Here is a 26588-nt window from a genome sequence, read left to right as displayed (position 1 = left end):
GAAGGGCGGCTCTTTTTTTGACGGACGACTCATTGGGTTCGTCTTCGGTCGCGAGGTGGCGGCAGGATGGTGCGGGCCGATATGGGAAATGCCTGTCAAAACAGTGATTAAAGGCTGCGGATATGCAGTCTTTGCCACAAAAATGCGTTAATGCACCATCAATGCGTTGCCCTGATGGTGTTTTTGCGGCTAGAAACGCCAGCGAGAGAGAACGCCGTCTCCGCAACGACGGCTATGGGACAGTCATCCGATGGGTTTTGCAAGGTCTGAACGCATGAATATCACAGCACGGGCTTTGCTCGTATCGCTCCTTCTGGCCGGTACCGGTGCGGTGGTGACGGGGTGTAATACGAAAAAGGATATCGACATCACCAAGCTCGGTGTCGAGACCGATCCGCCGGAGATGCTCTACAATCAGGGTCTGGCCAATATCAAGGCTGGCAACATGACGGAAGCCGGCAAGAAGTTCGATGCCATCAACCAGCAGCAGCCCTTCTCCGAGTGGGCGCGCAAGGCACTGGTGATGAGCACCTTCGTGAAGTACCGTACAGGTCGCTATGATGACGCGGTGCAGACCGGCAATACCTATCTCAAGCAATATCCGGGCTCGGAAGACGCCGATTACGTGCAGTACCTGGTCGGTTCGTCCTATGCCAAGCAGATCGTCGACGTCACGCAGGACCAGCGTGCGGCACAGCAGACGATCGAGGCGATGACCAAGCTGGTCAATACCTATCCGAAGTCGCAATATGTCAGTGACGCTCAGGAAAAGATCCGCTTCGCCCGCGACCAGCTCGCCGGCAAGGAAATGCAGATCGGCCGTTATTATCTGGAGCGCAAGGATTACCTCGCAGCAATCTCGCGCTTCCGTATTGTGGTGGAGCAGTATCCGACGACGAACCAGATCGAAGAAGCTCTGGCGCGACTCGTCGAGGCCTATTATGCGATGGGTATCGTACCCGAAGCGCAAACGGCAGCTGCCGTTCTCGGACACAACTATCCGGACAGCCGCTGGTATAAGGACTCTTATCAGCTGCTGCAGAAGGGTGGCGTGGAGCCGAGCGAAAATTCGGGCTCGTGGATTTCCAGAGCGGGCAAGAAACTTCTTCTTGGGACGTGAGATTGAGCGAAGATGCTGATCCAGCTTTCGATCCGCGATATCGTTTTGATCGAGCGGCTGGATCTTGCCTTCGAGTCCGGACTTTCGGTGTTGACCGGCGAGACGGGTGCGGGCAAATCCATCCTGCTTGACAGTCTGTCGCTGGCCCTTGGCGGGCGCGGCGATGGCGGGCTTGTGCGCCATGGCGAAGATCGCGGTCAGGTGACAGCGGTTTTTGATGTCGATACGCAGCATCCCGCCCGCAAACTCCTGCGCGAAAACGACATCGACGATGACGGGGACCTGATTTTCCGCCGGGTCCAGTCGGCAGACGGCCGAACCAAGGCTTTTGTCAATGATCAGGCGCTCAGCGTTCAGCTCATGCGCCAGGTCGGGCAGCTCCTCGTCGAAATTCATGGTCAACACGATGATCGTGCACTCGTCGACACGGATGCGCATCGCACTTTGCTCGATGCCTTCGCCAATCTCGCCGATGAAGCGCAGGACGTCGGCAGGCTCCACAAGGTCTGGCGCGATACCGATCGCACGCTGAAAAAGCACAGGGAGCAGGTGGAGCGGGCCGCTCGCGAGGCGGATTATCTCCGCGCCTCCGTCGAGGAGCTGGAAAAGCTCTCGCCACAGGATGGCGAAGAGGACGAACTTGCCGAGAAGCGCTCGCGAATGATGAAGGCCGAGCGCATTGCCGGCGATATCGCCGAGGCTTCCGAGTTCCTCAATGGCAACGCGTCGCCCGTGCCGCATATCGCTTCGCTGGTGCGCCGGCTGGAGCGCAAGAGCCATGAAGCGCCCGGCCTGCTGGAAGATACCGTCGCACTGCTCGACGCCGCTCTCGACCAGCTTTCCAACGCGCAGATGGAAGTCGAGACTGCGCTGCGCAAGACGGAATACGATCCGCGCGAACTGGAGCGCGTTGAGGAGCGTCTGTTCGCGTTGCGCGCAGCCTCGCGCAAATATTCGGTGCCTGTCATCGAATTGCCGGCATTGGCGCAGCGCATGATTTCTGATCTTGCCGATGTCGACGCTGGCGAAGAGCGGCTGGCCCGGCTCGATGCCGAGCTTGCCGCCGCCAAGACGGAATACGATGTTGCCGCTCGCAGCCTGTCGGAGAAGCGCCGTCATGCTGGCGAGGCGCTTGCTGCGGCTGTCATGGCGGAATTGCCGGCCCTGAAGCTTGAGCGCGCGCGTTTCATGGTGGAGATAACAAGCGATCCCGAAGCCGGAACGGCCGATGGCATCGATGTCGTCGAATTCCACGTGCAGACCAACCCCGGTACGCGTCCAGGCCCGATCACCAAGGTCGCTTCCGGAGGCGAGCTGTCGCGTTTCCTTCTGGCGTTGAAGGTTGCGCTTGCCGATCGCGGCTCGGCGCCGACCCTTGTCTTCGACGAAATCGACACCGGCGTCGGCGGTGCGGTCGCGGATGCGATCGGCCAGCGGCTGAAACGGCTGTCCGATCGCGTGCAGGTGCTGTCGGTCACCCACGCACCTCAGGTCGCAGCCCGCGCTGCAACGCATCTGCTGATCTCCAAGGGACCGGTCGCGGATGGCTCGGAAAAGATTTCCACGCGCGTTGCCACCATGGAACCGAAGGATCGTACCGAGGAAATCGCCCGCATGCTCGCAGGCGCTTCGGTGACCGAAGAGGCGAGGGCGGCTGCCAAGCGCCTATTGGCAGGCAACGGTTGATCGTTTCCTGCGGTGCTGTCCATGCAGCAAATGCCAGCGACTACCTGCCCGAAGCGGATATAGCAGCCAGGCCAGCTGCTATGGCTGCGACGCGCCTGAACTGCGTCGTCTGTCGCTGACATCTCGCTTCGGTCTTTCGACGATCTTGCGTCATATATCCTTCATCGTCCCCGGTTAGGCAGGCCAGAATCCGGAGACTGCCAATGCACTCGACTGCACAGCCAAATCGCCCCAAAATCGCGGAAACCGTCATTCACTCGACGGCGAGCATAAGGGATTCGAGCATCGGCAGATGCTGTGAGATTTTGGCGGACACATCTCTGCACACGGCAGAGCTCGGGGATTTCTCCTATTTGGGGCCGCGCTGCATTGTCGGTGATGCAACGATTGGAAAGTTCTGCGCCATCGCGGCAGAGGTCAGGATTGGCGCTCCCAATCACCCGATGGACCGCCCGTCCATGCACCGCTTCACCTACTGTCCGGAATATTACTCGGCGGACGCCGTGCGGGACCATGCCTTTTTCGATCGGCGAAAGGAAGATCGTGCTGTCATCGGCAATGATGTCTGGATCGGTCACGGCGTGATTGTTTTGCCGGGCGTCAAGGTTGGAAACGGTGCCGTGCTCGCGGCAGGTGCGGTCGTCACCAAAGATGTCCAACCATATACGATTGTCGGTGGTATTCCCGCCAAATTCATTCGAGAGCGGTTCACGCGAAGCGTCGCAGAGAGACTTATTTCCATCGCCTGGTGGGATTGGTCTTTCGAAACCATCATGGAGCGGCTCGCCGATTTTCAGTCAAGCGACATCGAAGCCTTTTGCGAGCGCTGGTCCTGATCCGCTCCTGGCGACTTTGCTGTCAGCGTTTGGCCCGGTTGCTTTGCGGAAACGGGTACAGTGCCCTTACAATGAGGGATGAAGGACAGCGGCACGACACAGCTTGCCACTGCGGTTCCGTAAGATTCCGGGACGGTTGACGGACGAACTTTTGCGCGACATGCACTAGAGCTGGCACTTGGGATCGATCATATCCTCGGCCGACCCGCGGGATTTGTGTGCTTCGTTTATTCTTGCGAGAATATAGAAACCATGCTGTCCGTCCGGCAATATCGAGCCAAAGACGCCAACCACGACGTTTTCCATATTTGAGCGGGCGCCATCAACGCCGTCTGCGACGAGCTTCAATGGGTTTAAATTCGTGAGGTCGTCGGCCGCATGGAAGGTTGCCCACCAACCTGCTTTGGTCTTCAGGTTTGTAAATCGGCCGCTTTCAATCTCCGTCGCATGACTCTTCAACAGAGCCGTAAAGCGAGGCGTCTCGCAGCCCATGTGGATATGAAGCCGATCTTGCGTGCGCCAACTGGCAGCGTTTATCGCCAGTGCAAAATTCTGTGGCGAAGCCTTCATTACACGCGGATCGATTGCTGACAATTCTCTCCACGCTTCGCCGAAATAGTTCGGCGCTCCCGCAGCCAGAAGGCGTGGATCTTCGATACCGGGCACGTCGGCGAGCGGTGCAAGAATGGTTCGCTCTTTGTCCGCCGGCTCACGAAGAACAACATACGAAGACATCGGGTCCTGCGACTGGACTATCTTGAGGCACGGATATGGTGAGCCTGTCAGGGTGGAGTTGATCTCGCACGCTCTAACGACCAGCCCCAAAGCAGAGCGGCTGACGAATGAGCTCATGATCATAACTGCAATAACGAGAGAAATAGAGAGAAGGGTAAGACGATGCTTCATGCGTGATGTCGAATTTCCGCTGATGATCCAATCATTTCCAGAGATCTGGTTCTCATAATAGTCTACCTTAAATCCCCTGCGATAGACACGGAAGAGCCCCAGTCTCAGGAATTGGATGGAGAACTCCACTAAGGCTGTCTGAACGCCGATATTTCCCGCATCTGTAACACCAAGGACGACCGATCATGGCGTAAAGTTGTCGTGAACTCCACCGTCACCGTTGTTGGTCGGCGATTGAACGGCGGATTTTTTCCCTTTGTTTTTACGTGCGCCGGGCTGAAAACCGCTTCGCACTTTTCGCGGAAGTGCTCTAAAACATCTTCGAAATCGGGAGTGTAGATTCATGAGCACCGAACAGAAGCCCGTGGAAGATTTGAGCGAAGAGGAGGCGGCCGCGGCGCTTGCTTACTTGGCTGCGGAGATCGCGCGCAACGACGCGCTTTATCATGGCAAGGATGCGCCGGAGATTTCGGATGCGGACTACGATGCACTGAAGCGGCGCAATGATGCGATCGAGGCTCGGTTTCCCGCATTGATTCGAGCCGACAGCCCCTCGCGCAGGGTAGGGGCCGCGCCGTCGGAGACCTTTGCGCCGGTTATCCATGCAAGGCCGATGCTCTCGCTCGACAATACGTTCTCGCAGGAGGACGTGGAGGATTTCGTCGCCAGCGTCTATCGTTTCCTCGGTCGCCTGCCGGACAATTCGATCGCCTTTACCGTCGAGCCGAAGATCGACGGTCTTTCCATGTCCATTCGCTACGAGAACGGCCGGATGGTCAGCGCTGCGACGCGTGGTGACGGCACGACGGGCGAGAATGTCACCGCCAATATCAGGACCATCCAGGAAATCCCGCAGACTCTGCCGGCAGGCGCACCCTCGGTTGTCGAGGTGCGCGGCGAGGTCTACATGGCCAAGAGCGATTTTCTGGCGCTCAACGCGCAGATGGAGGCGGAGGGGAAGCAGACCTATGTCAATCCGCGCAATACGGCTGCCGGCTCGCTGCGTCAGCTCGACGCGAAGGTGACGGCCAGCCGCAAACTGAAATTCTTCGCCTATGCCTGGGGCGAGATGTCCGATATGCCCGCCGACACGCAATATGGCATGGTGCAGATCTTCAAATCCTGGGGCTTCCCGGTCAATCCGCTGATGGAGCGGCTAAGCTCGGTCGCTGACATTCTCGGTCATTACGAAGAGATCGGCCTGCAGCGCCCAGATCTCGACTATGATATCGACGGCGTTGTCTACAAAGTCGACAGCTTGGAACTGCAGGCCCGCCTTGGCTTCCGTTCGCGCTCGCCGCGCTGGGCGACGGCGCATAAATTCCCCGCGGAACAGGCGTTCACGCGTCTGGTCGGCATCGATATCCAGGTTGGCCGCACCGGCGCGCTGACGCCGGTCGCCCGCCTCGAGCCGATCACGGTCGGCGGTGTTGTCGTGACCAATGCGACGCTGCACAATGCCGATTACATCAAGGGTATCGGCAACAAGGACGAGCTGATCCGCGACGGCCGCGATATCCGCGTCGGCGACATGGTGATCGTGCAGCGCGCGGGCGATGTCATCCCGCAGATCGTCGATATCGTCATGGAGAAGCGCGAGCCGTCGAGCACGCCTTACGAGTTCCCGAAAGTGTGTCCGGTCTGCGGCAGCCATGCGGTGCGCGATATCAATGAGAAGACCGGCAAGGTCGATGCAGTTACGCGCTGCACAGGCGGTTTCATCTGCCGGGCGCAGGCGACCGAGCATCTCAAGCATTTCGTCTCGCGCAATGCCTATGACATAGAGGGCCTGGGCTCGAAGCAGATCGATTTCTTCTTCGAGAGCGAGGACCCGGCGCTGCAGGTGCGGATCGCGCCGGATATTTTCACTTTGGAGAGACGTCAGCAGACGTCGCTTGCGAAGCTGGAGAATATCGACGGCTTCGGCAAGGTCAGTGTCGGCAAGCTCTATGCCGCGATCAACGAGCGGCGGCAGATCGCCTTGCATCGCTTCATCTTCGCGCTGGGCATCCGCCATGTCGGCGAGACGACAGCCAAGCTGCTGGCGCGCTCCTATGGCACTTATGCGGCCTTCGAGGCAGGGATGAAAGAAGCGGCACCCCTTAGCGGCGATGCCTGGAACGATCTCAACAATATCGAGGGTATCGGCGAAGTGGTGGCGCGAGCCATCGTCGAATTCTACAAGGAGCCGCGCAATATCGAAGTTATCGCCAAGCTCCTGGAGGAAGTTCAGCCGCAAGAGGCAGAGCAGCCGGTGACTTCTGGCAGTCCAGTCGCCGGCAAGACGGTCGTCTTTACGGGCTCGCTGGAAAAGTTCACCCGCGACGAGGCCAAGGCGAAGGCGGAGAGCCTTGGAGCCAAAGTTTCCGGTTCGGTGTCGAAGAAGACGGATATCGTCGTGGCCGGGCCGGGTGCGGGCTCGAAGCTCGACAAGGCGCGCGAGTTCAACGTCCAGGTCATGACTGAGGACGAGTGGCTGGATTTGATCGGCTGATGATAGCAGGCGGCGGAAACACAATCCGCCGCCTCTCTATTGTTCAGAATTTCAGGCGCGCCATCGTGAATGCATCGACATATTTGCCGTTGCGGAAACCGAAAGCGCGCAGACGCCCCTCGGTTTCGAACCCGAATTTTTCGTAGAGGGCGATCGCCCGCGCATTGTCGACATAGACGGTCAGTTCCAGGCGCTTGATCGCCAGCCAGTTGTCGGCGGTATCGACGAGGGCGCCCAACAGCGCGGAGCCGATGCCGCAGCCCGTAAAATCGTCATGCACGCCCATGCCGATGTTGGCGCTATGAATCCGCCGGCCGACAAGTCGGTTCATGCCTGCATTGCCGACGATCTGCCCGTCAAGCACGGCGACAAGGCCGGTCGAGTTGGGCGACGACTTCTCCAACCATTGCCGTGTTTCCTCGACGCTTTGAAAGGGCAGGCGAAGCGTACCGGCGCGGAAGCCGGGGAGGTTAGCGATTGTCGCGATCCCTTCTGCGTCGGACGGGCGCGAGGCACGAATCTCGACTGCGCCGATTTTGCCTGATCGTCGTTTGGCGGGTTCTTGCTCTTCGAAAGACATGGGCTCTCCTTGATATTCATGAGGAGAGCAAGGAAACTTCAACCCTGCTCGCCTCGGCAGGGTTGAGATGGATCGCAGTCAGCTCAGCGCAACGCAGCTTCCACTCCCCCTGCAGGGGGAGAGATGGTGTGAAGGTGCATCACTGTGGCGCGGTTTGCGATCATGGGCGGATGATCTGATGCGATCTGAAGGTTGTCAATCGTTCGTTGCACGAATTCTTGATCGCTGTGTCACCGAAGCGGAACGGAATTGCCTCGTCTTACGTATGGCTTGACAGGTAACTATTTGGTTGCCTATAAATAAGAAAAGGCAACCAAATGGTTTCATATCAGTGAATGATGATGCAGTCTTCAAGGCGCTGGCGGATGCCAGCCGGCGACAATTGCTCGACAGGCTCCATGAGCAGAACGGGCAGACCTTGAATGCGCTCTGCGAGGATCTGGATATGAGCCGCCAGGCGGTCGCCAAGCATCTTGCCATTCTAGAGGAGGCCAATCTGGTTTCCTCGGAGAAGCATGGACGGGAGAAGCTGCATTTCATCAATGCGGTCCCGATCAACGGCATCGCCGAACGCTGGATCAACAAGTTCGAACGCCAGCATCTGAGCGCGCTTTCGGCCTTGAAGAAGGCGCTGGAAGACGAGGGCGGTCAGTGAGATCAAGAAGCAATAAAATTCAAACAAGGAGAAATGACATGACCGGAAGCAAATTCGTCTACGTCACCTTCATCCGCACCACGCCGGAAAAGCTCTGGTCGGCGCTGACCACGCCGGAATTCATTAAGCAATACTGGTTCGACATGGTCCACGACACCGAGTGGAAGGTTGGATCGCCCTGGAAAATGCTCTTTCCGGATGGCAGGGTCGCCGACATGGGCGAAATCGCTGAGTTCGACCCGCCACGGCGGTTCGCCATCAACTGGCGCAACGAGTGGCGCCCGGAATTGAAGGCCGAAGGCTGGTCACGTTGCGTGATGGAGCTGGAGCCGGCGGATGGCGTCGTGAAGTTGACCGTCACCCATACGATCAAGGTCGAAAACTCCAAGTTCATCGAGGCGGTTTCCGGCGGTTGGCCGAAGATCCTGTCCAACCTCAAATCGCTGCTGGAAACCGGAACGGTCGCAATCAGCCAGAAATGAGATGATGCGTTACCTGAGTGTGTTCGGACGTCGTTGCTTTGGCGGCGGCGTCCACCGTGCAGATTGCCGCGTATCGATCGTAAGGCGTTGCTGCGCGGATATAAGCCGTCCCACCTTGCATCGCTCATGGGCCATCTTACCTTAGCCAAGCCGCTCTTGCTCCCGGCGGCTGTTGTTGGAGGATGATCGATGCGTTCACCCAAATTCTTTGCCGCCGTTGCCGCGTCTTTTTTGGCTCTGGCGCCCGTTTCCGCTTCCGCCGAAGTTGTCGGCAAGGTCGGTGTGGACTGGACGGGCAATGATATTCTGATCGATGCCGTGCCGGATCCCGAAGTCACCGGCGTCACGTGCCATGTGACCTATTTCGACCGCAGCGTGATCGACCGGCTGCGCAAGGGCAACTGGTTCGAAGATCCTTCCAACAATTCCATCGCCTGCCGTCAGACTGGCCCAATCGAGATCGGCAATATCAATCTGTCCGAGAGCGGTGAAGAGGTGTTTCGCGCCGGGTTGTCGCTCATCTGGAAGAAGCTGGTCGTCACCCGTATCTATGACAAGAAGAACGATACGCTGGTCTATCTCATCCATTCGCGGCAGTTGACGGATGGTTCCGCCAAGATGGCCATTTCGACAATCCCCTTGTTCGGCCAGCAGGTTACGTGGAAGAATGGCAAGCCGAAATGACGGTATTTCCATACCTCTAAAATAACTCGTAGAAAGATAATACCAAAAAAAGTCATACTCTTGGGTTGTCGAATTCCTTCTAGTTGCTTTCGGTTTGCACCTTTTTGATGCAATTTCGAAGGCGAACAGCGAGGCGACTCTCGCCCCTGTTCACGGCCTGCAAGACCGTGTCGTTGGCTACACCCCTGCCAAAACCGGTTACATAAAAAGCGATCGCCCTGGAGCTTGGCTTCAGGGCGATCTTCTTTTTGGTGAGCTAACTTATTGAAATCAGGCTGCCTGCGCCAACTGATCCGCAATGACCGTATCGAGGTTGAGGAAGCAGACCATGGTCTTTTCCAGCGCCACGATGCCGCGGCAGAAGGCGCGCTGTGCCTCGGGGATGATTTCCGGAGCCGGCTGGAGATCTTCGCTCTTGATCGACATCATATCCGACACCTGTTCGACCAGCAGACCGACCAGCTTGCCGGCAATATCCGTGACGATGATCGCCGAGCGCTCCGAAGGTTCCGTCATCTTCATGCCGAGACGGCAGGCCATATCGATGACCGGGATGACCGCGCCGCGCAGGTTGATGAGACCGAGGACGTAAGGCGGCGTGTGCGGCATCGGCGTCACTGGCGCCCAGCCGCGGATTTCGCGGATAGCCATGATGTCGATGCAGAATTCCTGATCGCCAAGGTGAAAAGAGACGATTTCCAGATAGGTGCCCGATTGCTTGATGGCGTTCGTCATGTTCGAGAACTTCCCGTTTGGCATCGCCGCAAGCGACGCTCGCGATTGAAAAGAGAGATCGGCTGGAGCGGCTTGGGCAGCGGCAGCGTCCGGTGCTTTGGCAAAAAATACGCCTGGCGTTCCGGCGGGCGTCATGCCCTTCTGGGATAAAGAGGTTTGCCGCGCTTTCGGGCGGCGGGCGAAGTCGAGTTCGACCTTTGACGCAGATGTTGGCGCGGACTGGTTAGGATTGGTTTAACATGAATGCAGATTTCGCCTTACCGGACCGAGAAGAGCGGGAAAGCGGACCGAACGGGGCTTGAAAGATCTCCATTTCCACCCTGCGACGATTTCGGCCTCTTCTGAACATCTTCTTGAATTGCGTCCTCCACTTCGAGCCGTTACATCGGCAGGTGAGTTGGCCGTGCGCATCTGGGCGCGGTTGCCGGGGGTTGGTGAGGAATGGCAGACATGAGAAGCGTGCGGATTGCAGTTTGGGTGGCCGTGTTGATCGTGGCGGGACTATTGGGCTGGTTTAGCTTTGGTGGCGGCAAGTCACCTGAGGTAGCCGCGTCCGGGCCTTATGGCGTGCCCTTTACGCTCGTTTCCCAGAGCGGCCAGCCGATCAGCGATCAGGCGTTCCGCGGCAAGCCGTCGGCCGTTTTCTTCGGCTATACGCATTGCCCCGATGTCTGCCCGACGACGCTGTTCGAGCTGAACGCCTGGCTGCAGAAGGTCGATCCTGATGGTAGCAAGCTCAATGCCTATTTCGTGACCGTCGACCCTGAGCGCGATACGCCTGCCATCATGGACCAATACGTCTCTAACGTTTCCAAGCGCATCACCGGAATTTCCGGCGATCCCGCCAAGGTGATGGATATGGTCAAGGGATTCCGTGTCTATGCCAAGAAGGTGCCGGCCGACGACAAGCAACCGAATGGTGACTACACCATGGATCACACCGCTTCCGTCTTCCTGCTGGATTCGCAGGGCCGCTTTGCCGGTACCATCGCCTATGAAGAGGACCCGGACGTGGCGGTGAAGAAATTGGAGAACCTGGTCAAGAAGGGATAGGGCCTGCATGGGCGAGGGGATTGGCGGAGAGGGAAAGTCGAGATCGATCCTGATCGTAGGGGCTGGGCCGGTTGGTCTTACTGCCGCTCTGGAGCTTGCCCGTCGCGGCTTCTCGCCGCGGATCGTCGATGATGGCACTGGTCCGACGCCGCTCGAGGAAAGTCGGGCGCTCGGCGTTAATGCTCGCACGCTGACGCTGCTGTCTGCTTCCGGCGTTGCGGAGCGTATCATCGCCGATGCGCAATCGATCGAGCAGTTTCGTGTCCGTTCGGCCGAGAAAGTCTTGATCCAGCTCGATACCCGCCAGCTGCAGGGCCGCTTCAGTGCTATTCGAGCCCTGTCGCAGGGGCAAACCGAGCGCCTGTTGATGGAGGCGCTGTCGTTCTATGGCGTCGCGCCCGAATGGCGGACCGCGGTGATGGCGGAGGCCATATCGGACTTTCAGAGGCCGGAAGTGACACTTCGCCGGGCTGACGGCACATCGGAAACCGTGCGGCCGGATATATTAATCGGTGCGGATGGAGCCCATTCCGTCGTGCGCAAAGCGCTCGGCGCCGGCTTTCCGGGCGAGGCGTTGGAGGCGTCCTTCTATCTTGCCGATTTCCGTTATGCCGGTCCGGTCGATACCCGTTTTGGCGAAGTCTCGATCTTCGATCCCGGCATGGTCGCGCGCTTGCCCGTATCGGCCGACATCATCCGCTATATTTCGACGCTCGAAGATTTCGAACGCCGCATCGCTCATCCGTCGGCCGTTGCGGAAAGAACCTGGGCCTCGCAGTTCCGCATTCACTTCCGGCATGTCGAGCCGATGGCCAAGGGCAACGTCTTTCTTGCCGGCGATGCAGCGCATATTCATTCGCCGGCCGGCGCGCGCGGCATGAACCTCGGTATCGAAGACGCCTGCTGGCTTGCGTGGCTCATTGCGGAAGGTCGCGAACAGGAGTATTCGGCCTTGAGAATTCCTGCCGTGAAGCAGGTATTGAAGCAGACCTATAGCCTGACGCGACTGGTGACCATGGAAAATCCGCTGGCGATCGCCGCGCGCAATCTGTTTGCGCCGCTGTTCTTGCGCTTCGGTCCGGCTCGTCGGACATTGCTTCGAAGCGTTGCCGGCTATGATACGCCAAGGCCACCCTGGATCGACTGGGCCGAATAGGAACGAGAAAGAGCGACGAGTTGAGTGAAATCCGCCTTTATGTAACGACGACCGAGAAAAAGGCCGAACAGGTCATGGACCTGATGACGCCGGTATTCGAAGACGAAGAATTGCCGATCGCAACGACGGAAATAGACGAGAAGAACGATATCTGGGAAGCGTCGATCTATCTGTATACCGCGGATGAGGAAGAGGTCCGCGGTCGTTTCGAAGCACTGCTGAAGCCTGCCTTTGCAGATCTCGCTATCCAGAAGGAGGTGCTTCCCGATATCGACTGGATCGCCAAGTCGCTGGAAGGGTTGAAGCCCGTGCGCGCTGGCCGCTTCCTGGTGCACGGTTCGCATGATCGCGACAAGGTCGGTCCCAGCGATATCGCCATCGAAATCGAAGCGGGTCAGGCATTCGGCACCGGTCATCATGGGACGACGGCGGGCTGCCTGGAGACGATCGAAAAGGTTGTCGCGAGCCGTCGCGTGCGCAACGCGCTCGATCTCGGGACGGGCAGCGGCGTGCTCGCGATCGCGGTGCGCAAGCTGCGCAACATTCCGGTTCTGGCGACCGATATCGATCCGGTCGCTGTTCGTGTCGCGCGGGAAAATGTCCGCAGCAACGGCATTGCCTCGGGGATCGCGCTTGAGACGGCACCGGGATTTCACTCCACGGCCTTTTCCCGTCATGGGCCGTTCGACTTGATCATCGCCAATATTCTGGCGCGACCGCTCATCAAGATGGCGCCGCAGCTTGTGGCCCATCTGGCGCCGGGCGGCTCCGTCATTCTTTCGGGCATCCTCGCCGAGCAGCGCTGGAAGGTTCTGGCGGCTTACAACGGCGCGAACCTTCGGCACGTACGCACGATCTGGCGCAACGGCTGGGTCACGATCCATCTTGACCGGCCTTGAGCCGCTCACCTCTTGCAATTGCGATTGCTGAAACAAAAAAGGCGGTGCCGAAGCACCGCCTTGAGACCGGTTTTCACCGATCTTGCCCGCGAGCGTGTGGAGGAGGAGTGCTCAAGCGGGCTCTAAGCGTTCTGATCATAATCCGAGAGGGAGGAGGAGAACCGGATTGCGATCGACTTGGAACGCGTAGATCGTAAACTTCTTAGCGGCGATCGCCGCGGCTTGCGCCGATTGCCTTGGAGGTTTCGACTTCGAGCTGACGAAGTGAACCGACGGAATGGCGTACGGTACGACGCTCGCCAGCCAGCGCCGGGCTAACATATGCGGAGCGAGAGATAGGCATTGTCTTAAGTCCTTAGTTTGAGCTGGTTCTTCGTGAACCCTGTTTGATGCGCCGGATATAGCGACTCGCTCGTCTGAGTGGCAGGGGGGAGGTTTCATGGGAGCTATGCGCGATATGCATATTTCGTGCCGTGAAGTTGTCATATTCGGTAGGTGATGCTCACGAAATGGGCGGATTCGTTAACGGCCAGAGATGGGATCGAGCGCTCTCATATGGTGCGATGTTGTCGTTGTTTCGCATATCGTCTCAATGATCTAAAATCACGTCGCACTTCCAACCATCATGCTCTAACATACTGGCACCATTCGGTTTCACGGATTCTCCACCAGTCTCGGATCAGCTCATGTTTCAGTCTTTCGACGTCACTTCCACCCCGCAATTCGGCCGCGAACGTGTTGCCGGTCTGCGTGTCGCCTTCGGTGATCTCGGCATTGACGGCTTCCTCGTGCCGCGAGCCGACGAGTATCAGGGCGAGTACGTGCCCAAATGCTCGGAGCGCCTCGCATGGCTTACGGGTTTCACTGGATCGGCAGGTGTTGCGCTTATCACACACTCCCAGGCCGTGGTGTTCGTGGATGGCCGTTATGTGACGCAGCTTGCTGAGCAGGTGGACCGCAGCGTCTTCAGCGGTGGCGATCTGGTGAACGAGCCGCCGCACATCTGGCTGCCACGCCATGCCAAGAAGGGCTTCCGGCTCGGCATCGATCCGTGGCTGCATACGGGCGCGGAAGTGCGCCGGCTGGAAAAGGCGCTGGCCGAGATCGACGGCAAGCTCGTCTTCCTGCCCCACAATCCGCTTGACAGGCTGTGGACGGATCGTCCGGCCGAGCCGCTTGGCGGCGTCATCATCCAGGATATCGGTCAAGCCGGCGTTCTGGCCAGGGACAAGCTTGTGGCGATCGCCAATGGCCTCAAGGAAAAGAACCTCAAGGCCGTGCTGATCACCGATCCGTCCTCGGTTGCCTGGATCTTCAATATCCGCGGCAGCGACGTGCCGCACACGCCGCATCCGTTGGCGCGTGCCATCATCTATGCGGAAGGGGAAGCGGCACTCTTTCTCGACAAGCGCAAGACCAAGGTCGAGGCGGAAGCCTATCTGACGCAGATCTGCAAGCAGCTGCCCCCGTCCGAACTTACCAGGCGTCTGGCCGCTGCGGCTGAGAATGGCGGGCGAATCCTGGTCGATCCGGATCTTGCGTCCTACGCCTTGACCGATATCATCCGTCGCGAGGGCGGAGAGGTCGTGGAGGGCAATGACCCTGCCAAGCTGCCGCGCGCCTGCAAGAACGCCGCTGAAATCAATGGTTCCGCGGCTGCGCACCTGCAGGATGGCGCCGCCATGGTCGAGTTCCTCTACTGGCTCGAGACGAGCAAGCCTGGAACGGTGACGGAAATCGTCGCGGCAGAGCGGCTGGAAGCCTGCCGCGCCCGCGTCGGCGAAAGCATGCAGAACCCGCTGAAAGACATTTCCTTCGATACGATCTCCGGGGCCGGCGAGCACGCAGCGATCATGCATTACCGCGTGACAACGGCGAGCGACCGGTTGATCCAGGCCGGCGAGCTGTTCCTGATCGATTCAGGCGCACAATATATCAACGGCACGACGGACATTACACGTACCGTCGGTATCGGTTCCGTTTCCGAAGAGCACAAGCGTCTCTTCACGCTGGTGCTCAAGGGGATGATCGCGATCAGTACGGCACGTTTCCCGAAGGGCACGCGCGGTTGCGATCTCGATCCGCTGGCGCGCATCGCGCTCTGGAAGGCGGGCGTCGATTTCGCCCATGGCACAGGCCACGGCGTCGGCTCCTATCTTTCCGTGCATGAGGGGCCGCAGCGCATCGCGCGTCTTGCCGTACAGGAGCTGCTCCCCGGCATGATCCTTTCCAACGAACCCGGCTACTATCGTCCGGGCCATTTCGGCATCCGCATCGAGAACCTGATCTACATCCGCGATCCGGAAGAGATCGAGGGTGGCGACATGCCGATGCTCGGCTTTGAGACGCTGACCTTCTGCCCGATCGATCGCAGCCTGGTGCTCGTCGAACTGCTGACGCATGAGGAACTGCACTGGCTGAACGAATATCACATGCGGACGCGCGAGGCGCTGATGCCGCTGATCCATGATCACGATATCCGGGCATGGCTGGAGAACGCTACGCTCGCGCTCAGCCACTGAGACGTATGAACCCCATCCCGCCTCGAAACGGGATGGGGATCTCTCAATGCATCAAGTACCGATGGAATGGCGCCATGCCATCACGACGATCCATCCGGCGACGAGCATATAGGTCGACGGGTAGCGCAGGCCGACGAGGAGGGCTGCGAGCATCGCCACCTTCGTATCCCAACCACCGACGAAGAAAGCGGGTGCGACGAGGGTCGTAAGGACAGCGGCGGGCACGGCATTCAGCGCGGCTTCGACGCGCGGCGGAATGCGCGTCATCTTGACAATGAGGATGTAGCCGCCGATGCGCGTGAGGAACGTCACGACGGCTGCGGCCGCGATCAGCAGGACCATATGCGAATTGAAATCGAGCATGGTCAGACCTCGTGACTTTCATGAGCGATATCAGGCTTGCGGTTCGCTTTCACCGGCGGCAGTACCGCGGCAAGGGCGACGCCCGCCAGCGCACCGATGCTGACATGCCAGGGCGAGCCGACATAACGGTGTGCGATTGCCGATGCCACGGCGCTGGCGGCAACCACCGGCAGGAAATTGTCTCTCTTGCGGAAGCCCATGACGATGCCGAGGAAATAGATCGGCAGCAGGATGTCGAGGCCGATGGCTTTCGGATCTCCGATCAGGCTGCCTAGAAGGCCGCCGATCAGGCTGATGATCACCCAGGGAATATAGACCATCGCCGCAAAGCCGATGTACCAGGCGAAGGTCACGGACTTGCCGCTCTCGTGGCGCTTGATCGTTTCTGCAAATTGCGGATCGACCAGCAGGAAGAAGGTGAAGAACTTCTCCACCCCGGAAAAGTGCCTGATGTAGCGCGCGATCGCCGCCGAATAGAGCACATGGCGGAAATTCACCGCCAGGATCGACAGCACGATGAGCCAAGCTTGGACATTGTGGCCGAAGAGATCCAGCCCCACCATCTGGCTGGCGCCGGCATAGACGGTGCCGCTCATCAGGGTCAATTCGCCGAGTGACATGCCTTGGTCGCGTGCCAGTGCACCGAAGAGGGCGCCGAAGGGCGCTGCAGCGAGGCCGACGGGAATGCCGCCCTTCAAGCCTTCAAGAAATTCCGCGCGACTCATGGTCCGCTTTGTCCTTTGTGGAAAATCCGACGCTTTCGCCCGGATGCCGTGTCGAGGGCGCACATTCCGCATGGGAAACAACGATAGTTGCACCCCTTGCGCATTTGTTGCCGCGCTGTTCAATGGCGGGAGGTGTAAGCCGTGCCTGTAGAACCAGCAATTGAATTTCCTTGATGGATCAATTGATTTCCTTGATCCAGGTCCTTGGGTGCGCTTGTGAAATGGGAGATGGGCAAGATGAAGAAAATCACTTTTGCGAAGGAGGAGAAGGCAGCCATGGTCGCCCGCCTCCAGCGCTATTTCGCCGACGAGCTCGACCAGACGCTCGGCACGTTGCCCGCAGAATTCCTGCTCGACTTCTTCACATCCGAGATCGGTCCTTATTATTACAATCAAGGTCTGCGGGATGCTCATGCCGCATTGGTAAGCAAGATCGAGGATTTCGGTGAGGCGATCTATCTGCTGGAGAAGGAGCCGGCCAAGAGCTGACGGCGCCTCATTTCTTCGGCTGGAAGGTGTGCTCAACAGCCGGGAAAGTGCGGGCCTTCACTTCCTCGGCATAGGCTTCCGTCGCTTTCGAGATCATGGGCGCCAGCTCTGCGAAATGCTTGACGAAGCGCGGCTTGAAATCGTTGAACAGGCCGAGCATGTCGTCGGAAACGAGGATCTGCCCGTCGCAGGCGGCAGATGCGCCGATACCGATGGTGGGAATGGCGATGGCGGCGGTAATCTCTCGGGCGAGCGGCTCGATCGTGCCTTCGATCACCACGGCGAAGGCGCCGGCTTCGGAAATCGCTTTAGCATCGCGTCGGATCTTGTCGGCTTCCTTCTCCGAGCGGCCAAGCGAGCGATAGCCGCCGGTCGTGTTCACCTGCTGAGGCATTAGCCCGACATGACCGAAGACCGGAATGCCGCGAGAAGTCAGGAAGGAGACGGTTTCAGCCATTTCCTCACCGCCCTCCAGCTTCACGCCATCGCAGCCGGTTTCCTTGAGGATGCGCGCGGCATTGCGAAAGGCTTGCTCCTTTGATTCCTGGTAAGAGCCGAAGGGCAGGTCGACGATGACGCAGGCATGCTTGGCGCCGCGCATGACGGCCTGGCCATGGGCGATCATCATCTCCATCGTGACGCCGACAGTCGTTTCCATCCCATAGAGCACCATGCCGAGGGAATCGCCGACCAGGAGCAGGTCGCAATGCGGGTCGAGCAGGCGGGCGATTGGCGTCGTATAGGCTGTCAGGCTGACGATCGGGCGCGTGCCTTTCATCTGCTCGATGGCGGCAGGCGTCGTGCGCTTGGTGTGTCCGACGGTGCTCATCTCAGGCGGTCCTTTCGTTGGTGGACGGCCTGCGACGGATGACACTGTTGTCAAGCAGGCGGGTGGTGCCGATGCGGACGAATAACGCAACGAGGATCGGCTGCCCTTGCAATTTGCTCAGCGGCTCCAGCGTTTCGGGATGACGAACGGCGGCGACTTCCACAGTCGCAAGCGGTTCGTTACCGATGAAGGCCCGTAGTGCTTCTTCGAGTGCGGCGGGGTCATCCGCGCCGAGATCATAGAGTTTTTCGGCTTCCGCCAGTGCCTTGGGAACGATGACAGCAGCAGCGCGCTCTTCCTTCGTCAGATAGACGTTGCGCGAAGAGAGCGCCAAGCCATCGCTATCGCGGACGGTCGGTACCGGCACGACGCGAACGGGCTGTGCGAGATCCTCGACCATGCGGCGGATGATTGCCACCTGCTGGTAATCCTTCTCGCCGAAATAGGCGTTGTCGGGCTGGACAATATTGAAGAGCTTGGTGACGACGGTGGCAACACCGGCGAAATGGCCCGGGCGAACCGCACCTTCCAGCTCCGCGCCGAGCTTCGGCACGTCAACGACGGTTTGCATCGGGCGCGGATACATGTCGATGACACCGGGTGCGAAGAGAAAGTCGACGCCGGCATCACGCAGCATGGCACTGTCACGCTCGAGATCGCGCGGATATTTCGCCAGATCCTCGTTGGCGCCGAATTGCAGCGGATTGACGAAAATGGAGGTGACGACGTCGTCGTTCTCGGCTTTGGCGCGGGAAACCAGTTCCATATGGCCTGCATGCAGGTAGCCCATGGTCGGCACCAGGCCAATGCGCCTGCCGGCCTTGCGATGTTCGCCAAGCCTTTCGCGCAGGGCGGCTATCGTGTTGATGACATCCATGGTGGCGCTCCTCCGCAAGCTACGCCCGTTCCAAGCTGCCTGCTTCCATCCCTCGAATTGGCCGCGACTTCTAACGTGTGCGGTGCAAAAAGGCAATTCAAGCAGGCTTGCGGGCAGCAACGGCAAATCCGCATTGCGCTTCATCGATTTTGCCAACAGGCGCGGCACTACCTCGTCCGGATTAGCGCTTTCCTCAATCTTTTGCTGTTAGCTGCCAGCATGGCAAAGATCGTGGCGTTGGCTGCATATTTCTATCAGGCGGCAGTGGCTTTCGGGCTACTGATCGCGGTGGCGCATCTGCTGGCTCCGGCGGATTATGCTGCCTATTCGCTGTTCATCTCGATCAGCCAGTTCGCCGCGATTTTCTGTTTCGAATGGGTCCGCTTTGCCTGCAGCCGCTTCTATCCTGGGCAGGGGCCTGGAAGCGAGGCATTGGAGCGCAAGGCGCTGACGGTGGAATTTGCGGTGTGCTCGGCAATCTGCCTGATTGCCGCCTCGGCTTCGATCTTCTTTTCGGTCTCGGCAGAGATTGCCGTGCTTGGCGGCCTGGTCGCGATCTTCCAGGGCGGCAGCGACCTGCATCTTACCATGCTGCGCTTCCGTCAGGAGTTTCGCGTCTTTTCGCGGCTGCAGGGGTCGCGCGCTACTATTCTGGCAATCGGTACACTTGCGGGTACTGCCATTGCTCCGACTTTCACTTATACCGTCGTCGGTCTGTTGGTCGGCTATCTTGCCTATGGACTCCTTGCGGCGTTTCTGACCCGCAACAGTCTTCACGAGGCGGCTTCGTTCGAGAAGGCGCTGGTGCCCAAGCATTTTGTGTATGGCAGCGTTGCGGCGAGTGCCTCCGTTATCGGCATGCTGTCGCCGTTGGGATTGAAATCGATCCTCACGGCAACGCTGGGGGCGGGTGGTGCCGCCGGTGCGCTTCTGGCGCTTGATCTGCTGCAGAGACCCTTCGTCCTGATCGTTTCTGCCCTGCAGGCCATTCAATATCCCGATGTCGTCACGACCTATGATCGCGATGGGAGAACGCCTGCCTTTGCCAAGCAGCTCGGACAGTATTACTCGCTGCTGACCGGTCTCACGCTCATGACCGCCGCCGGCATTTTTGCGCTGCTGCAGCCTGTCGGGCAATTGGTCATCGCTGCCGGTCTGCGCAATGAGTTTCTCTCCGTTGCCCCCTTTGTCATCGGTCTTGCGACATGCCGTGCGCTGACGGCCAACATGATGCCCACGCCTGCACATCTGCAGCACCGGCTGTTGACGATCTTCCTGCTTGCAGCGCTGGATTGCGTACTGCTGAACGCGGGCACGCTCATCGGCGGCTATCTCGGTTCTTTCGGCGACGTTGCCCTTATGGCCGGTGGTATGATCGGCGCGCTGTGTGCCATGGCGATCGGCGTGAAAGTGATGATGTCTCTTGCCTTCGATTTTGTCTGGCCGCCCGTCGTCTTCTCCGCTATCGGCCTCGCCGTCCCAGTGCTGGCGACGGCCGGTTTCGGCTATTCGCTATGGATATCGGTGGCAGTCGGCGTAGTGGGTGGCGCGCTCTTCTGTCTGCTTGGCCTCTACAGTTACTTCGTCACGATGTTCCGGCCGCAGTCCGGGTCCTGAAGTCTCTTAGAGATCTTCCAGAATGGACAATACGCGATCGGCGCTGCCGTCCCAGGAGAAGCGCGTGACGTTCTCATGGCCGCGTCGGCGCAGATCCTGCCGCAATGCCTCGTCAGTGGCGATCCTTCGCATGGCGGAGACAAGCTCATCCTGTCGGAAGGGATCGAAGTAGAGTGCGGCATCGCCCGATGCCTCGCGCACGGCAGGAATATCGGCCGCAAGCACCGGGCAGCCCTGCGTCATGGCCTCCAGCGGCGGAATGCCGAAACCTTCGTAGAGGCTCGGGAAAACGAAAGCCGTGGCATGGCGCTCCAGGGCGGCGATTTCCGCGTCCTCGAGCCGGCCGGGAAAGAGCAGGCTGCCGTTCGATTGCTGGCCTTCCGATTTGAAGACGGTCGGCGCGGAGCCGCCGACGACCACGAGCTTCTGATTGTCATCCTTGAGCGCCTCGAAGGCGTGGATGGCGAAATCGAGATTCTTGTTCGGCTTCATCGTCCCGACGAGCAGGAAGAAGCCGTTCGTCTTCAGGCCAAGCCGCTCGATGACGGCTTCATCTGGCTCGATGACGGCGTAGTGATCGACGGCATTGTAGACGACGTCGATGCCGGCCGTGGGAACCCGGAACACGGAGGCGAGTTCCTGTCGCGAGAATTCGGAGACGGTGCCGATCTTGGCGGTGCGTGTCAGCACCGTGCCGAGCGCTCCATGCAGCAGGCGGTAGCTGCGCTTGAAGGACTGCGGATGGCGGAAGATCGTCACGTCATGGATGACGACAGCTTGGCGGCGATGCAGGAGCGGACCGCTGCCGCCAAAGCCGATGAGCCGGCTGCCGCGTGAGCGGGAAAGTAGGGATGTCTGTTCCCAGACATGCCCAGGCCCGGTGCCGAAACGATCGATTTCGATAGCGGTGAGCCTGATGTCGATGGGCGTGTTGCGCGGCACGGCCAGACGCCAGCGTGCGCCCTTCAGCGAGGCGGGCAGGGCGCCTGAGGAAATCTTGCGGTCGAGCGCCAAGGTGAGCTCGCGCGCGAAGCGCTGCACGCCTGACAAGGGCTGGCCGAGGAAACGCCCGTTGATGACAATCGACTGCACGCCAAGGATCCCGATATCTCAGAGCAGTTCCAGGAAAAGTGCGAAGCGGTTTTCCGTCTGGAATTGCGTAAAAACAATGAGATAGAGCGGATCAGAGATTCCATGAAAAGCTGAACCGTTCTATCGATCGGGAACAGCTTGCATCATTTTGTTTAGGGAAGGTTTAGCTTGGTCGGCGCGATTTTACGCAAGCACGTCCTTGCTGCTGGCAATAGCGACACCGCGGGCTCGCATGGCGTCGATCGCGGCCTTGACCCCGGCGGGGTCGATGCCTCTGCTCGCATCTTCGATGAAGCGGACGGTGACGCCGGGCAGCATTTCGACCGCATCGAGCGCCGAAAACTTGACGCAGTAATCGGTTGCCAGCCCGCAAAGATCGAGTTCGGTGATGCCTTTGTTGCGCAGGTAGGCCGCCAGGCCGGTCAGGGCTGCCTGATCATTATCGCGGAAGGCGGAATAGCTGTCGACCGCAGGGTTCTGGCCCTTCTGCTGGATGAAATCGACGGCGCCAAGATGGAGGTCGGGATGAAACTCGGCGTCCTTGCTGTTCTGGACGCAGTGGTCGGGCCACATCATCTGGGGCTTGCCCGAGAGCGTGCCGACTTCGAAAGGCTTCTTGCCCGGATGGGCGGAGGCGAAACTGCCATGGCCGGCTGGATGCCAGTCTTGCGAGGCGACGATCAAATCGTATTTACCGCTGTCGATGAGTTTGTTGGTAACGGGCACCACCTGATTGCCATCCGGCACGGGGAGATTTCCGCCGGGGCAGAAGCCGTTCTGGATGTCGATGAGCAGCAGCGCTTTCATGGGCCTATCCTTCCGATTTGTTGCGCTGCACGATGCCAAGCGACGCGTTTCGGATCAAGCCCTTTGCACCCCGCCGAGGGAGGCGGCGAGGCGCGATGGTTTGCAAAGGCTTACGCCGGCTTGTGGCCCTTGAGGCCATAGAAGGCGATGTAGACGTAGCAGATGATCGGCATCAGGAAGGCAAGGTGAATGCCGATCGTATCGGCAAGGCCGCCCTGGATGACCGGCAGGATCGCGCCGCCGACGATCGCAAGGCACAGGATGCCTGAGCCCTGGCTCGTATATTTGCCAAGCCCGTGCAGCGCCAGGCTGAAGATCGTCGGGAACATGATCGAATTGAACAGGCCGATCGCCAGTACAGACCACATGGCGACATGGCCCGTTGTCAGCACGGTGACTACGAGCAAGATGATGACTGCAGCGGCATTGAAGGCCAGTGCCTTGCCGTCATCGATATGGCGCATGATTGCCGAGCCGACGAAACGGCCGATCATGGCGCCGCCCCAGAAATAGGAGACGTAGTGGGCAGCATCGGCCTCGGAGAGATGGGCGATATCAGGCTGGCTCAGAAAGTTCACAAGGAAGCTGCCGACGCTGACTTCGGCGCCGACATAGAGGAAGATGCCGACGGCGCCGAGCACGAGATGGCGATACTGCCAGGCAGAGCCGCCACCGCGCATCGGCTCGATGGTCTCCTCATCTTCGACCTCGGGAAGCTTGAGAGCTGCGAAGACGGCAGCGAGTACAAGGAAGGCTGCGGCAAGCAGCAGGTAGGGGAATTTCACGGCGCCGGCTTCGGCAAGCCTGATGGCATCGAGCTGTTCCGGTGTCGCGTTGGCAGCTGCAACGGTCGCGGCGGACAGGATGAGCATGGCGCCAAAGTACGGTGCAATCGTGGTGCCGAGCGAATTGAAGGCCTGTGTCAGGTTCAGGCGGCTGGCCGCGGTATCCGGCGGTCCCAATACGGTGACATAGGGATTGGCGGCGACCTGCAGGATCGTGATGCCGGTGGCGAGCACGAAGAGCGCGCCCAGGAAGAGTGCATAAACGCGGTAGCTGGCCGCCGGGATGAAGAGGGCGCAGCCGACTGCCGCGATCGCGAGGCCGACGACGATACCCCACTTATAGGTGATGCGCTTCACGAGCGCTCCGGCCGGCAGCGATACGATGAAGTAGGCGCCGAAAAAGCAGAGCTGGATGAGCATCGCTTGGGTATAGTTAAGCTGAAAGACGCTCTTCAGGTGCGGCACCAGAATGTCGTTCAGGCAGGTGATAAAGCCCCACATGAAAAAGAGTGAGGTGAGTGCGATAAGCGCGAATTGGTAATTGCCCTGGCCATGGTGTGCGGATGCACGCGCGCTGGTGGGCGCAGAGCTTGTTGCTGAGCCAGCCACTTTTTTATCCTCGGTTCTTGTTATTGCCAGGCTTCGATAGCGACCCGGGCGAAAAGCCCGAACGGGCCGGAAGAAGGACTGGCAGCGGCTTGCCGAGATGCCTGCAGGAAACGCAGAGCCCCGAAGCCGCTTAAATCGATATAATCGATTAGGCTCATATTGGTAGCATGCTAGAGATGCAGATTCTGCAATGCTGCAATGCAATCGCTTGCAAAGACGGAGTATCTAGCCATGCCTTTCGGCTTTCGGGCCGCACACCCGATTGTTGCAGGTTGCGGACGTCAGTCGAGGCTGTGCAAATAGCCAAGAACGGCGCGTTTCACACGCAGAGCCAGCTGATTTCTATCCTGATCGCCATGTTCGCCGGCGGCATCGACCATTCCCTTGATGATCGCGACCACATCGCGGCTTGCCACCTCGATATCCGGCTGCGGCGGCAGATCCGATCGCAGCAGTGTCGCACGCGTAAGCTCGAAGAATCGCTTCTTCACCGCTTCGGTGGCGGCATCGAGCGGCAGGCGCGCTTCCTCGAAATCGAGCAAGCGGGCTAGTGCCGGCCGGCGAAGTTGTTGCTCGACGCAGGGGAGGATCAGCGCCGACAGGGCCTCATTGCCGGTAGGCTTGTCGGCGGCGATTTCCGCTTCTTCGACGAGGCGGGAAGTCTCGCGCAGGATCAAAGCGCCGATCAACGCATCCTTGCGCGGAAAGTATTGATAGAGCGAGCCGACGCTGACGCCGGCCTTCTCCGAGACGGCGTTGGTGGAAAAGGCCTCATGGCCACGCTCTTCCAAAATGCGAGCCGCAGCCTCCACGATCGCTTCGACGGTCGCGAGCGAGCGGGCTTGTTTCGGCGCTTTTCTCGGCGCGGGACGGCTCTTCAGAGGGTTCTCGGACATGATCCCGGAATGCGAGTAGCAAAAAGCGAATTATCGCTCATATTACAGATCACGACCCAACGACACAAGCGTTCCAGCCATACCCGGGATTGAGTTCCCTCGGCGTGTTCGAGAGCGCATGCGCGTGCATTGCTCAACGTTGGGCAGGAAGAACAAAGGAGAAAATACATGTCCGACGAAATCAAAACCGCAATCGTCACCGGCGCATCGAAGGGCATCGGGGCTGCCATTGCGAGGCAGCTTGCCGCCGATGGCTTTCGGATCATCGTCAATTACGCATCGAGTTTGGGAGGGGCCGAGGATGTTGTCGCTGGTATCGAGGCGGCGGGTGGCCGCGCGATTGCCGTCCGTGCAGATGTCGCCGATGCTTCGGCCGTGGCGGCATTGTTCGACCGTGCCGAAGCCGAGTTCGGGAGGGTCGACGTGCTCGTCAACAATGCGGGTGTCAGCAAGTTTTCGCCATTGGCCGAGGTTTCGGACGAGGATTTTCAGCAGCAGATCGCGGTCAACCTCACGGGCACCTTTAACGGAATGCGCGAGGGTGCAAAGCGGATGCGCGACGGCGGCCGCATCATCAATCTCTCCACGAGCATCATCGGACACTACTCCCCCGGCAACAGAGTCTATGCAGCGACGAAGGCGGCGGTGGAAGCGATGACGCATACACTCGCCAAGGAACTCGGCACGCGCGGCGTTACGGTCAACGCCGTCGCGCCGGGGCCGATCGCCACCGACTTACTGTTCAAGGGCCGATCCGAGGCGCTAATCCAGCGGCTGATAAACGACATTCCGCTCGGCCGTCTCGGACTGCCGGAAGACATTGCGCAGATCGTGTCGTTTTTGGCCGGCCCGCAGAGTGGTTGGGTCAACGGTCAGATCATCAGGGCAAACGGCGGGCGCAACTGAAATGGAGCGGCGGGTGCGCAAGAGCCTTTGTGGCGACATGACCCTCCATCGTCGAAAATAAAGCGAGATCAAATGGCGCCACCGCGAGACCGACAGTCCCTCGCGGTGGCTTTTATATTACAGGCTGCCGCGCTCAGTCGAATGCCAGTCCTTCTTCGGCAATGGATTTCCTGACGGCGTCGCGTTGCCGCATGCGGGCATACCAGGCTTCGAGATTATGCAATTCGTCGAAATGAATGCCGGCCTTGTAGTAGGATTTGAGCCACGGCGCCTGGCCCCAGCCCGTCAGCGCAAAGAGATAGGCGTCGGCAACCGTGAAGTTTTTCCCCATCAGGAAGGGGCGGTCGGCGAGGTGCGCATTGACCCATTGAAACCGCTTTTCAAGCTTCGGCCTTGCCGTGTCGACATAGTTTCCCGCCAGCCGCGCATAGAGAAGTGGGATGAAGCCCTTGTGAATTTCCGTCGAGAGGAAGCCGAGCATTTCCTGCAGCCTGTAGCGCGCCATCGTGCCGGCGGCAGGCGCCAAGCCGGCCTCGGGTTTCAAATCCGCAAGATACTGGACGATGGCCGGTCCTTCCCCCAGACGGCTGCCGTCTGCGAGTTCGAGAACGGGAACATAGCCGTTCGGATTGACGCCATAGAAATCCAGCCCCGTCTCTGTCTTGTGGCTGGTGTGGTCGACCTTGATCAGTTCCACGTCCAGACCAAGTTCGTTGATGACGATATGGGGCGAGAGCGAGCAGCTGGCGGGCATGTAGTACAGTTTCACTAGGAATCTCCATGGT

General features: G+C 59.4%; 27 protein-coding genes. 14 read left to right on the top strand and 13 right to left on the bottom strand.

The window, feature by feature from the left end:
* The first annotated feature begins 250 nt into the window (after positions 1 to 250).
* The 3 genes from AC13Q5_RS07265 (at position 251) to AC13Q5_RS07255 (ending at position 3642) form a co-directional block, all read left to right on the top strand.
* Complete coding sequence (locus AC13Q5_RS07265; protein WP_208621505.1) at positions 251 to 1120, top strand: outer membrane protein assembly factor BamD; 870 nt, start codon at positions 251 to 253, stop codon at positions 1118 to 1120.
* Positions 1121 to 1132: 12 nt separating this feature from the next.
* Complete coding sequence (recN, locus tag AC13Q5_RS07260) at positions 1133 to 2806, top strand: DNA repair protein RecN (RefSeq protein WP_488501280.1); 1674 nt, start codon at positions 1133 to 1135, stop codon at positions 2804 to 2806.
* A 203-nt stretch (positions 2807 to 3009) separates the two neighbouring features.
* Positions 3010 to 3642 (top strand): DapH/DapD/GlmU-related protein, encoded by a 633-nt coding sequence (locus tag AC13Q5_RS07255; protein WP_488501279.1) that lies wholly within the window; start codon positions 3010 to 3012, stop codon positions 3640 to 3642.
* 165 nt (positions 3643 to 3807) lie between these two features.
* Here AC13Q5_RS07255 and AC13Q5_RS07250 read toward each other — a convergent pair whose 3' ends face one another.
* Positions 3808 to 4548 (bottom strand): CDP-diacylglycerol diphosphatase, encoded by a 741-nt coding sequence (locus tag AC13Q5_RS07250; protein ID WP_488501278.1) that lies wholly within the window; start codon positions 4546 to 4548, stop codon positions 3808 to 3810.
* A gap of 343 nt (positions 4549 to 4891) precedes the next feature.
* Here AC13Q5_RS07250 and ligA point away from each other — a divergent pair, with 343 nt between their 5' ends.
* The gene (gene ligA, locus AC13Q5_RS07245) at positions 4892 to 7042 is read left to right on the top strand and encodes an NAD-dependent DNA ligase LigA (protein WP_488501277.1); all 2151 of its coding nucleotides are present in this window, start codon (positions 4892 to 4894) and stop codon (positions 7040 to 7042) included.
* Between the two features lie 43 nt (positions 7043 to 7085).
* Here ligA and AC13Q5_RS07240 read toward each other — a convergent pair whose 3' ends face one another.
* Positions 7086 to 7622 carry a GNAT family N-acetyltransferase gene (locus AC13Q5_RS07240; protein ID WP_488501276.1) on the bottom strand — a complete coding sequence of 179 codons (537 nt, stop codon included), beginning with the start codon at positions 7620 to 7622 and terminating at the stop codon, positions 7086 to 7088.
* Positions 7623 to 7953: 331 nt separating this feature from the next.
* On the opposite strand from AC13Q5_RS07240, the gene AC13Q5_RS07235 reads away from it, so the two are divergent.
* The 3 genes from AC13Q5_RS07235 to AC13Q5_RS07225 all read left to right on the top strand — a co-directional run bounded on the left by AC13Q5_RS07235 (position 7954) and on the right by AC13Q5_RS07225 (position 9443).
* Positions 7954 to 8277 (top strand): ArsR/SmtB family transcription factor, encoded by a 324-nt coding sequence (locus AC13Q5_RS07235; protein ID WP_488501275.1) that lies wholly within the window; start codon positions 7954 to 7956, stop codon positions 8275 to 8277.
* A 38-nt stretch (positions 8278 to 8315) separates the two neighbouring features.
* The gene (locus tag AC13Q5_RS07230; RefSeq protein ID WP_488501274.1) at positions 8316 to 8759 is read left to right on the top strand and encodes an SRPBCC family protein; all 444 of its coding nucleotides are present in this window, start codon (positions 8316 to 8318) and stop codon (positions 8757 to 8759) included.
* 189 nt (positions 8760 to 8948) lie between these two features.
* Positions 8949 to 9443: a CreA family protein gene (locus tag AC13Q5_RS07225; protein WP_457881861.1), complete on the top strand. Its 495-nt coding sequence runs from the start codon at positions 8949 to 8951 to the stop codon at positions 9441 to 9443.
* Positions 9444 to 9713: 270 nt separating this feature from the next.
* Here the strand turns inward: AC13Q5_RS07225 and AC13Q5_RS07220 are convergent, their stop codons facing one another.
* Positions 9714 to 10178: a chemotaxis protein CheW gene (locus AC13Q5_RS07220; RefSeq protein WP_069612836.1), complete on the bottom strand. Its 465-nt coding sequence runs from the start codon at positions 10176 to 10178 to the stop codon at positions 9714 to 9716.
* 450 nt (positions 10179 to 10628) lie between these two features.
* Here AC13Q5_RS07220 and AC13Q5_RS07215 point away from each other — a divergent pair, with 450 nt between their 5' ends.
* The 3 genes from AC13Q5_RS07215 to AC13Q5_RS07205 are packed head-to-tail and all read left to right on the top strand — an operon-like array spanning position 10629 to position 13286.
* On the top strand, positions 10629 to 11231 hold the full coding sequence (locus AC13Q5_RS07215) for an SCO family protein (RefSeq protein WP_075850902.1): 603 nt from the start codon (positions 10629 to 10631) through the stop codon (positions 11229 to 11231).
* 7 nt (positions 11232 to 11238) lie between these two features.
* A complete protein-coding gene (locus AC13Q5_RS07210) occupies positions 11239 to 12387 on the top strand; it encodes an FAD-dependent oxidoreductase (RefSeq protein WP_488501273.1) in 1149 nt (382 codons plus the stop codon).
* Between the two features lie 20 nt (positions 12388 to 12407).
* Positions 12408 to 13286 carry a 50S ribosomal protein L11 methyltransferase gene (locus AC13Q5_RS07205; protein ID WP_488501272.1) on the top strand — a complete coding sequence of 293 codons (879 nt, stop codon included), beginning with the start codon at positions 12408 to 12410 and terminating at the stop codon, positions 13284 to 13286.
* A gap of 202 nt (positions 13287 to 13488) precedes the next feature.
* Here AC13Q5_RS07205 and AC13Q5_RS07200 read toward each other — a convergent pair whose 3' ends face one another.
* Positions 13489 to 13629, bottom strand: coding sequence for a hypothetical protein (locus AC13Q5_RS07200; RefSeq protein WP_167459807.1), 141 nt, complete (start codon positions 13627 to 13629; stop codon positions 13489 to 13491).
* Between the two features lie 343 nt (positions 13630 to 13972).
* Here AC13Q5_RS07200 and AC13Q5_RS07195 point away from each other — a divergent pair, with 343 nt between their 5' ends.
* Positions 13973 to 15808, top strand: a complete 1836-nt coding sequence (locus tag AC13Q5_RS07195) for an aminopeptidase P family protein (protein ID WP_488501271.1) — start codon at positions 13973 to 13975, stop codon at positions 15806 to 15808.
* A gap of 51 nt (positions 15809 to 15859) precedes the next feature.
* On the opposite strand, the gene AC13Q5_RS07190 is transcribed toward AC13Q5_RS07195, so the two are convergent.
* Positions 15860 to 16171 (bottom strand): AzlD family protein, encoded by a 312-nt coding sequence (locus AC13Q5_RS07190; RefSeq protein WP_488501270.1) that lies wholly within the window; start codon positions 16169 to 16171, stop codon positions 15860 to 15862.
* A 2-nt stretch (positions 16172 to 16173) separates the two neighbouring features.
* A complete protein-coding gene (locus AC13Q5_RS07185) occupies positions 16174 to 16896 on the bottom strand; it encodes an AzlC family ABC transporter permease (protein WP_457881856.1) in 723 nt (240 codons plus the stop codon).
* Positions 16897 to 17133: 237 nt separating this feature from the next.
* Here AC13Q5_RS07185 and AC13Q5_RS07180 point away from each other — a divergent pair, with 237 nt between their 5' ends.
* The gene (locus AC13Q5_RS07180; protein ID WP_488501269.1) at positions 17134 to 17385 is read left to right on the top strand and encodes a DUF2164 domain-containing protein; all 252 of its coding nucleotides are present in this window, start codon (positions 17134 to 17136) and stop codon (positions 17383 to 17385) included.
* 7 nt (positions 17386 to 17392) lie between these two features.
* Here AC13Q5_RS07180 and panB read toward each other — a convergent pair whose 3' ends face one another.
* Positions 17393 to 18214, bottom strand: coding sequence for a 3-methyl-2-oxobutanoate hydroxymethyltransferase (gene panB / locus AC13Q5_RS07175; protein WP_488501268.1), 822 nt, complete (start codon positions 18212 to 18214; stop codon positions 17393 to 17395).
* Between the two features lies 1 nt (position 18215).
* On the bottom strand, positions 18216 to 19091 hold the full coding sequence (gene panC, locus AC13Q5_RS07170) for a pantoate--beta-alanine ligase (RefSeq protein ID WP_488501267.1): 876 nt from the start codon (positions 19089 to 19091) through the stop codon (positions 18216 to 18218).
* Positions 19092 to 19310: 219 nt separating this feature from the next.
* Here panC and AC13Q5_RS07165 point away from each other — a divergent pair, with 219 nt between their 5' ends.
* Positions 19311 to 20708, top strand: a complete 1398-nt coding sequence (locus AC13Q5_RS07165; RefSeq protein WP_488501266.1) for a hypothetical protein — start codon at positions 19311 to 19313, stop codon at positions 20706 to 20708.
* Between the two features lie 6 nt (positions 20709 to 20714).
* Here AC13Q5_RS07165 and AC13Q5_RS07160 read toward each other — a convergent pair whose 3' ends face one another.
* From AC13Q5_RS07160 to AC13Q5_RS07145, 4 genes are all read right to left on the bottom strand, one after another.
* Positions 20715 to 21800, bottom strand: a complete 1086-nt coding sequence (locus AC13Q5_RS07160; RefSeq protein WP_488501265.1) for a glycosyltransferase family 4 protein — start codon at positions 21798 to 21800, stop codon at positions 20715 to 20717.
* Between the two features lie 183 nt (positions 21801 to 21983).
* Positions 21984 to 22607 (bottom strand): bifunctional nicotinamidase/pyrazinamidase, encoded by a 624-nt coding sequence (gene pncA, locus AC13Q5_RS07155; protein WP_488501264.1) that lies wholly within the window; start codon positions 22605 to 22607, stop codon positions 21984 to 21986.
* Between the two features lie 110 nt (positions 22608 to 22717).
* Complete coding sequence (locus AC13Q5_RS07150; protein ID WP_075850891.1) at positions 22718 to 24001, bottom strand: sugar MFS transporter; 1284 nt, start codon at positions 23999 to 24001, stop codon at positions 22718 to 22720.
* 281 nt (positions 24002 to 24282) lie between these two features.
* Positions 24283 to 24897: a TetR/AcrR family transcriptional regulator gene (locus AC13Q5_RS07145; protein WP_488501263.1), complete on the bottom strand. Its 615-nt coding sequence runs from the start codon at positions 24895 to 24897 to the stop codon at positions 24283 to 24285.
* Positions 24898 to 25065: 168 nt separating this feature from the next.
* Here AC13Q5_RS07145 and AC13Q5_RS07140 point away from each other — a divergent pair, with 168 nt between their 5' ends.
* Positions 25066 to 25803: an SDR family oxidoreductase gene (locus AC13Q5_RS07140; RefSeq protein WP_488501262.1), complete on the top strand. Its 738-nt coding sequence runs from the start codon at positions 25066 to 25068 to the stop codon at positions 25801 to 25803.
* A gap of 133 nt (positions 25804 to 25936) precedes the next feature.
* On the opposite strand, the gene gstA is transcribed toward AC13Q5_RS07140, so the two are convergent.
* Positions 25937 to 26572 carry a glutathione transferase GstA gene (gene gstA / locus AC13Q5_RS07135; protein ID WP_075850888.1) on the bottom strand — a complete coding sequence of 212 codons (636 nt, stop codon included), beginning with the start codon at positions 26570 to 26572 and terminating at the stop codon, positions 25937 to 25939.
* Positions 26573 to 26588 lie beyond the last annotated feature (16 nt).

This window comes from Martinezella sp. CNPSo 3964, from assembly GCF_057784375.1.
This window is presented reverse-complemented; position numbering and strand designations above follow the sequence as displayed.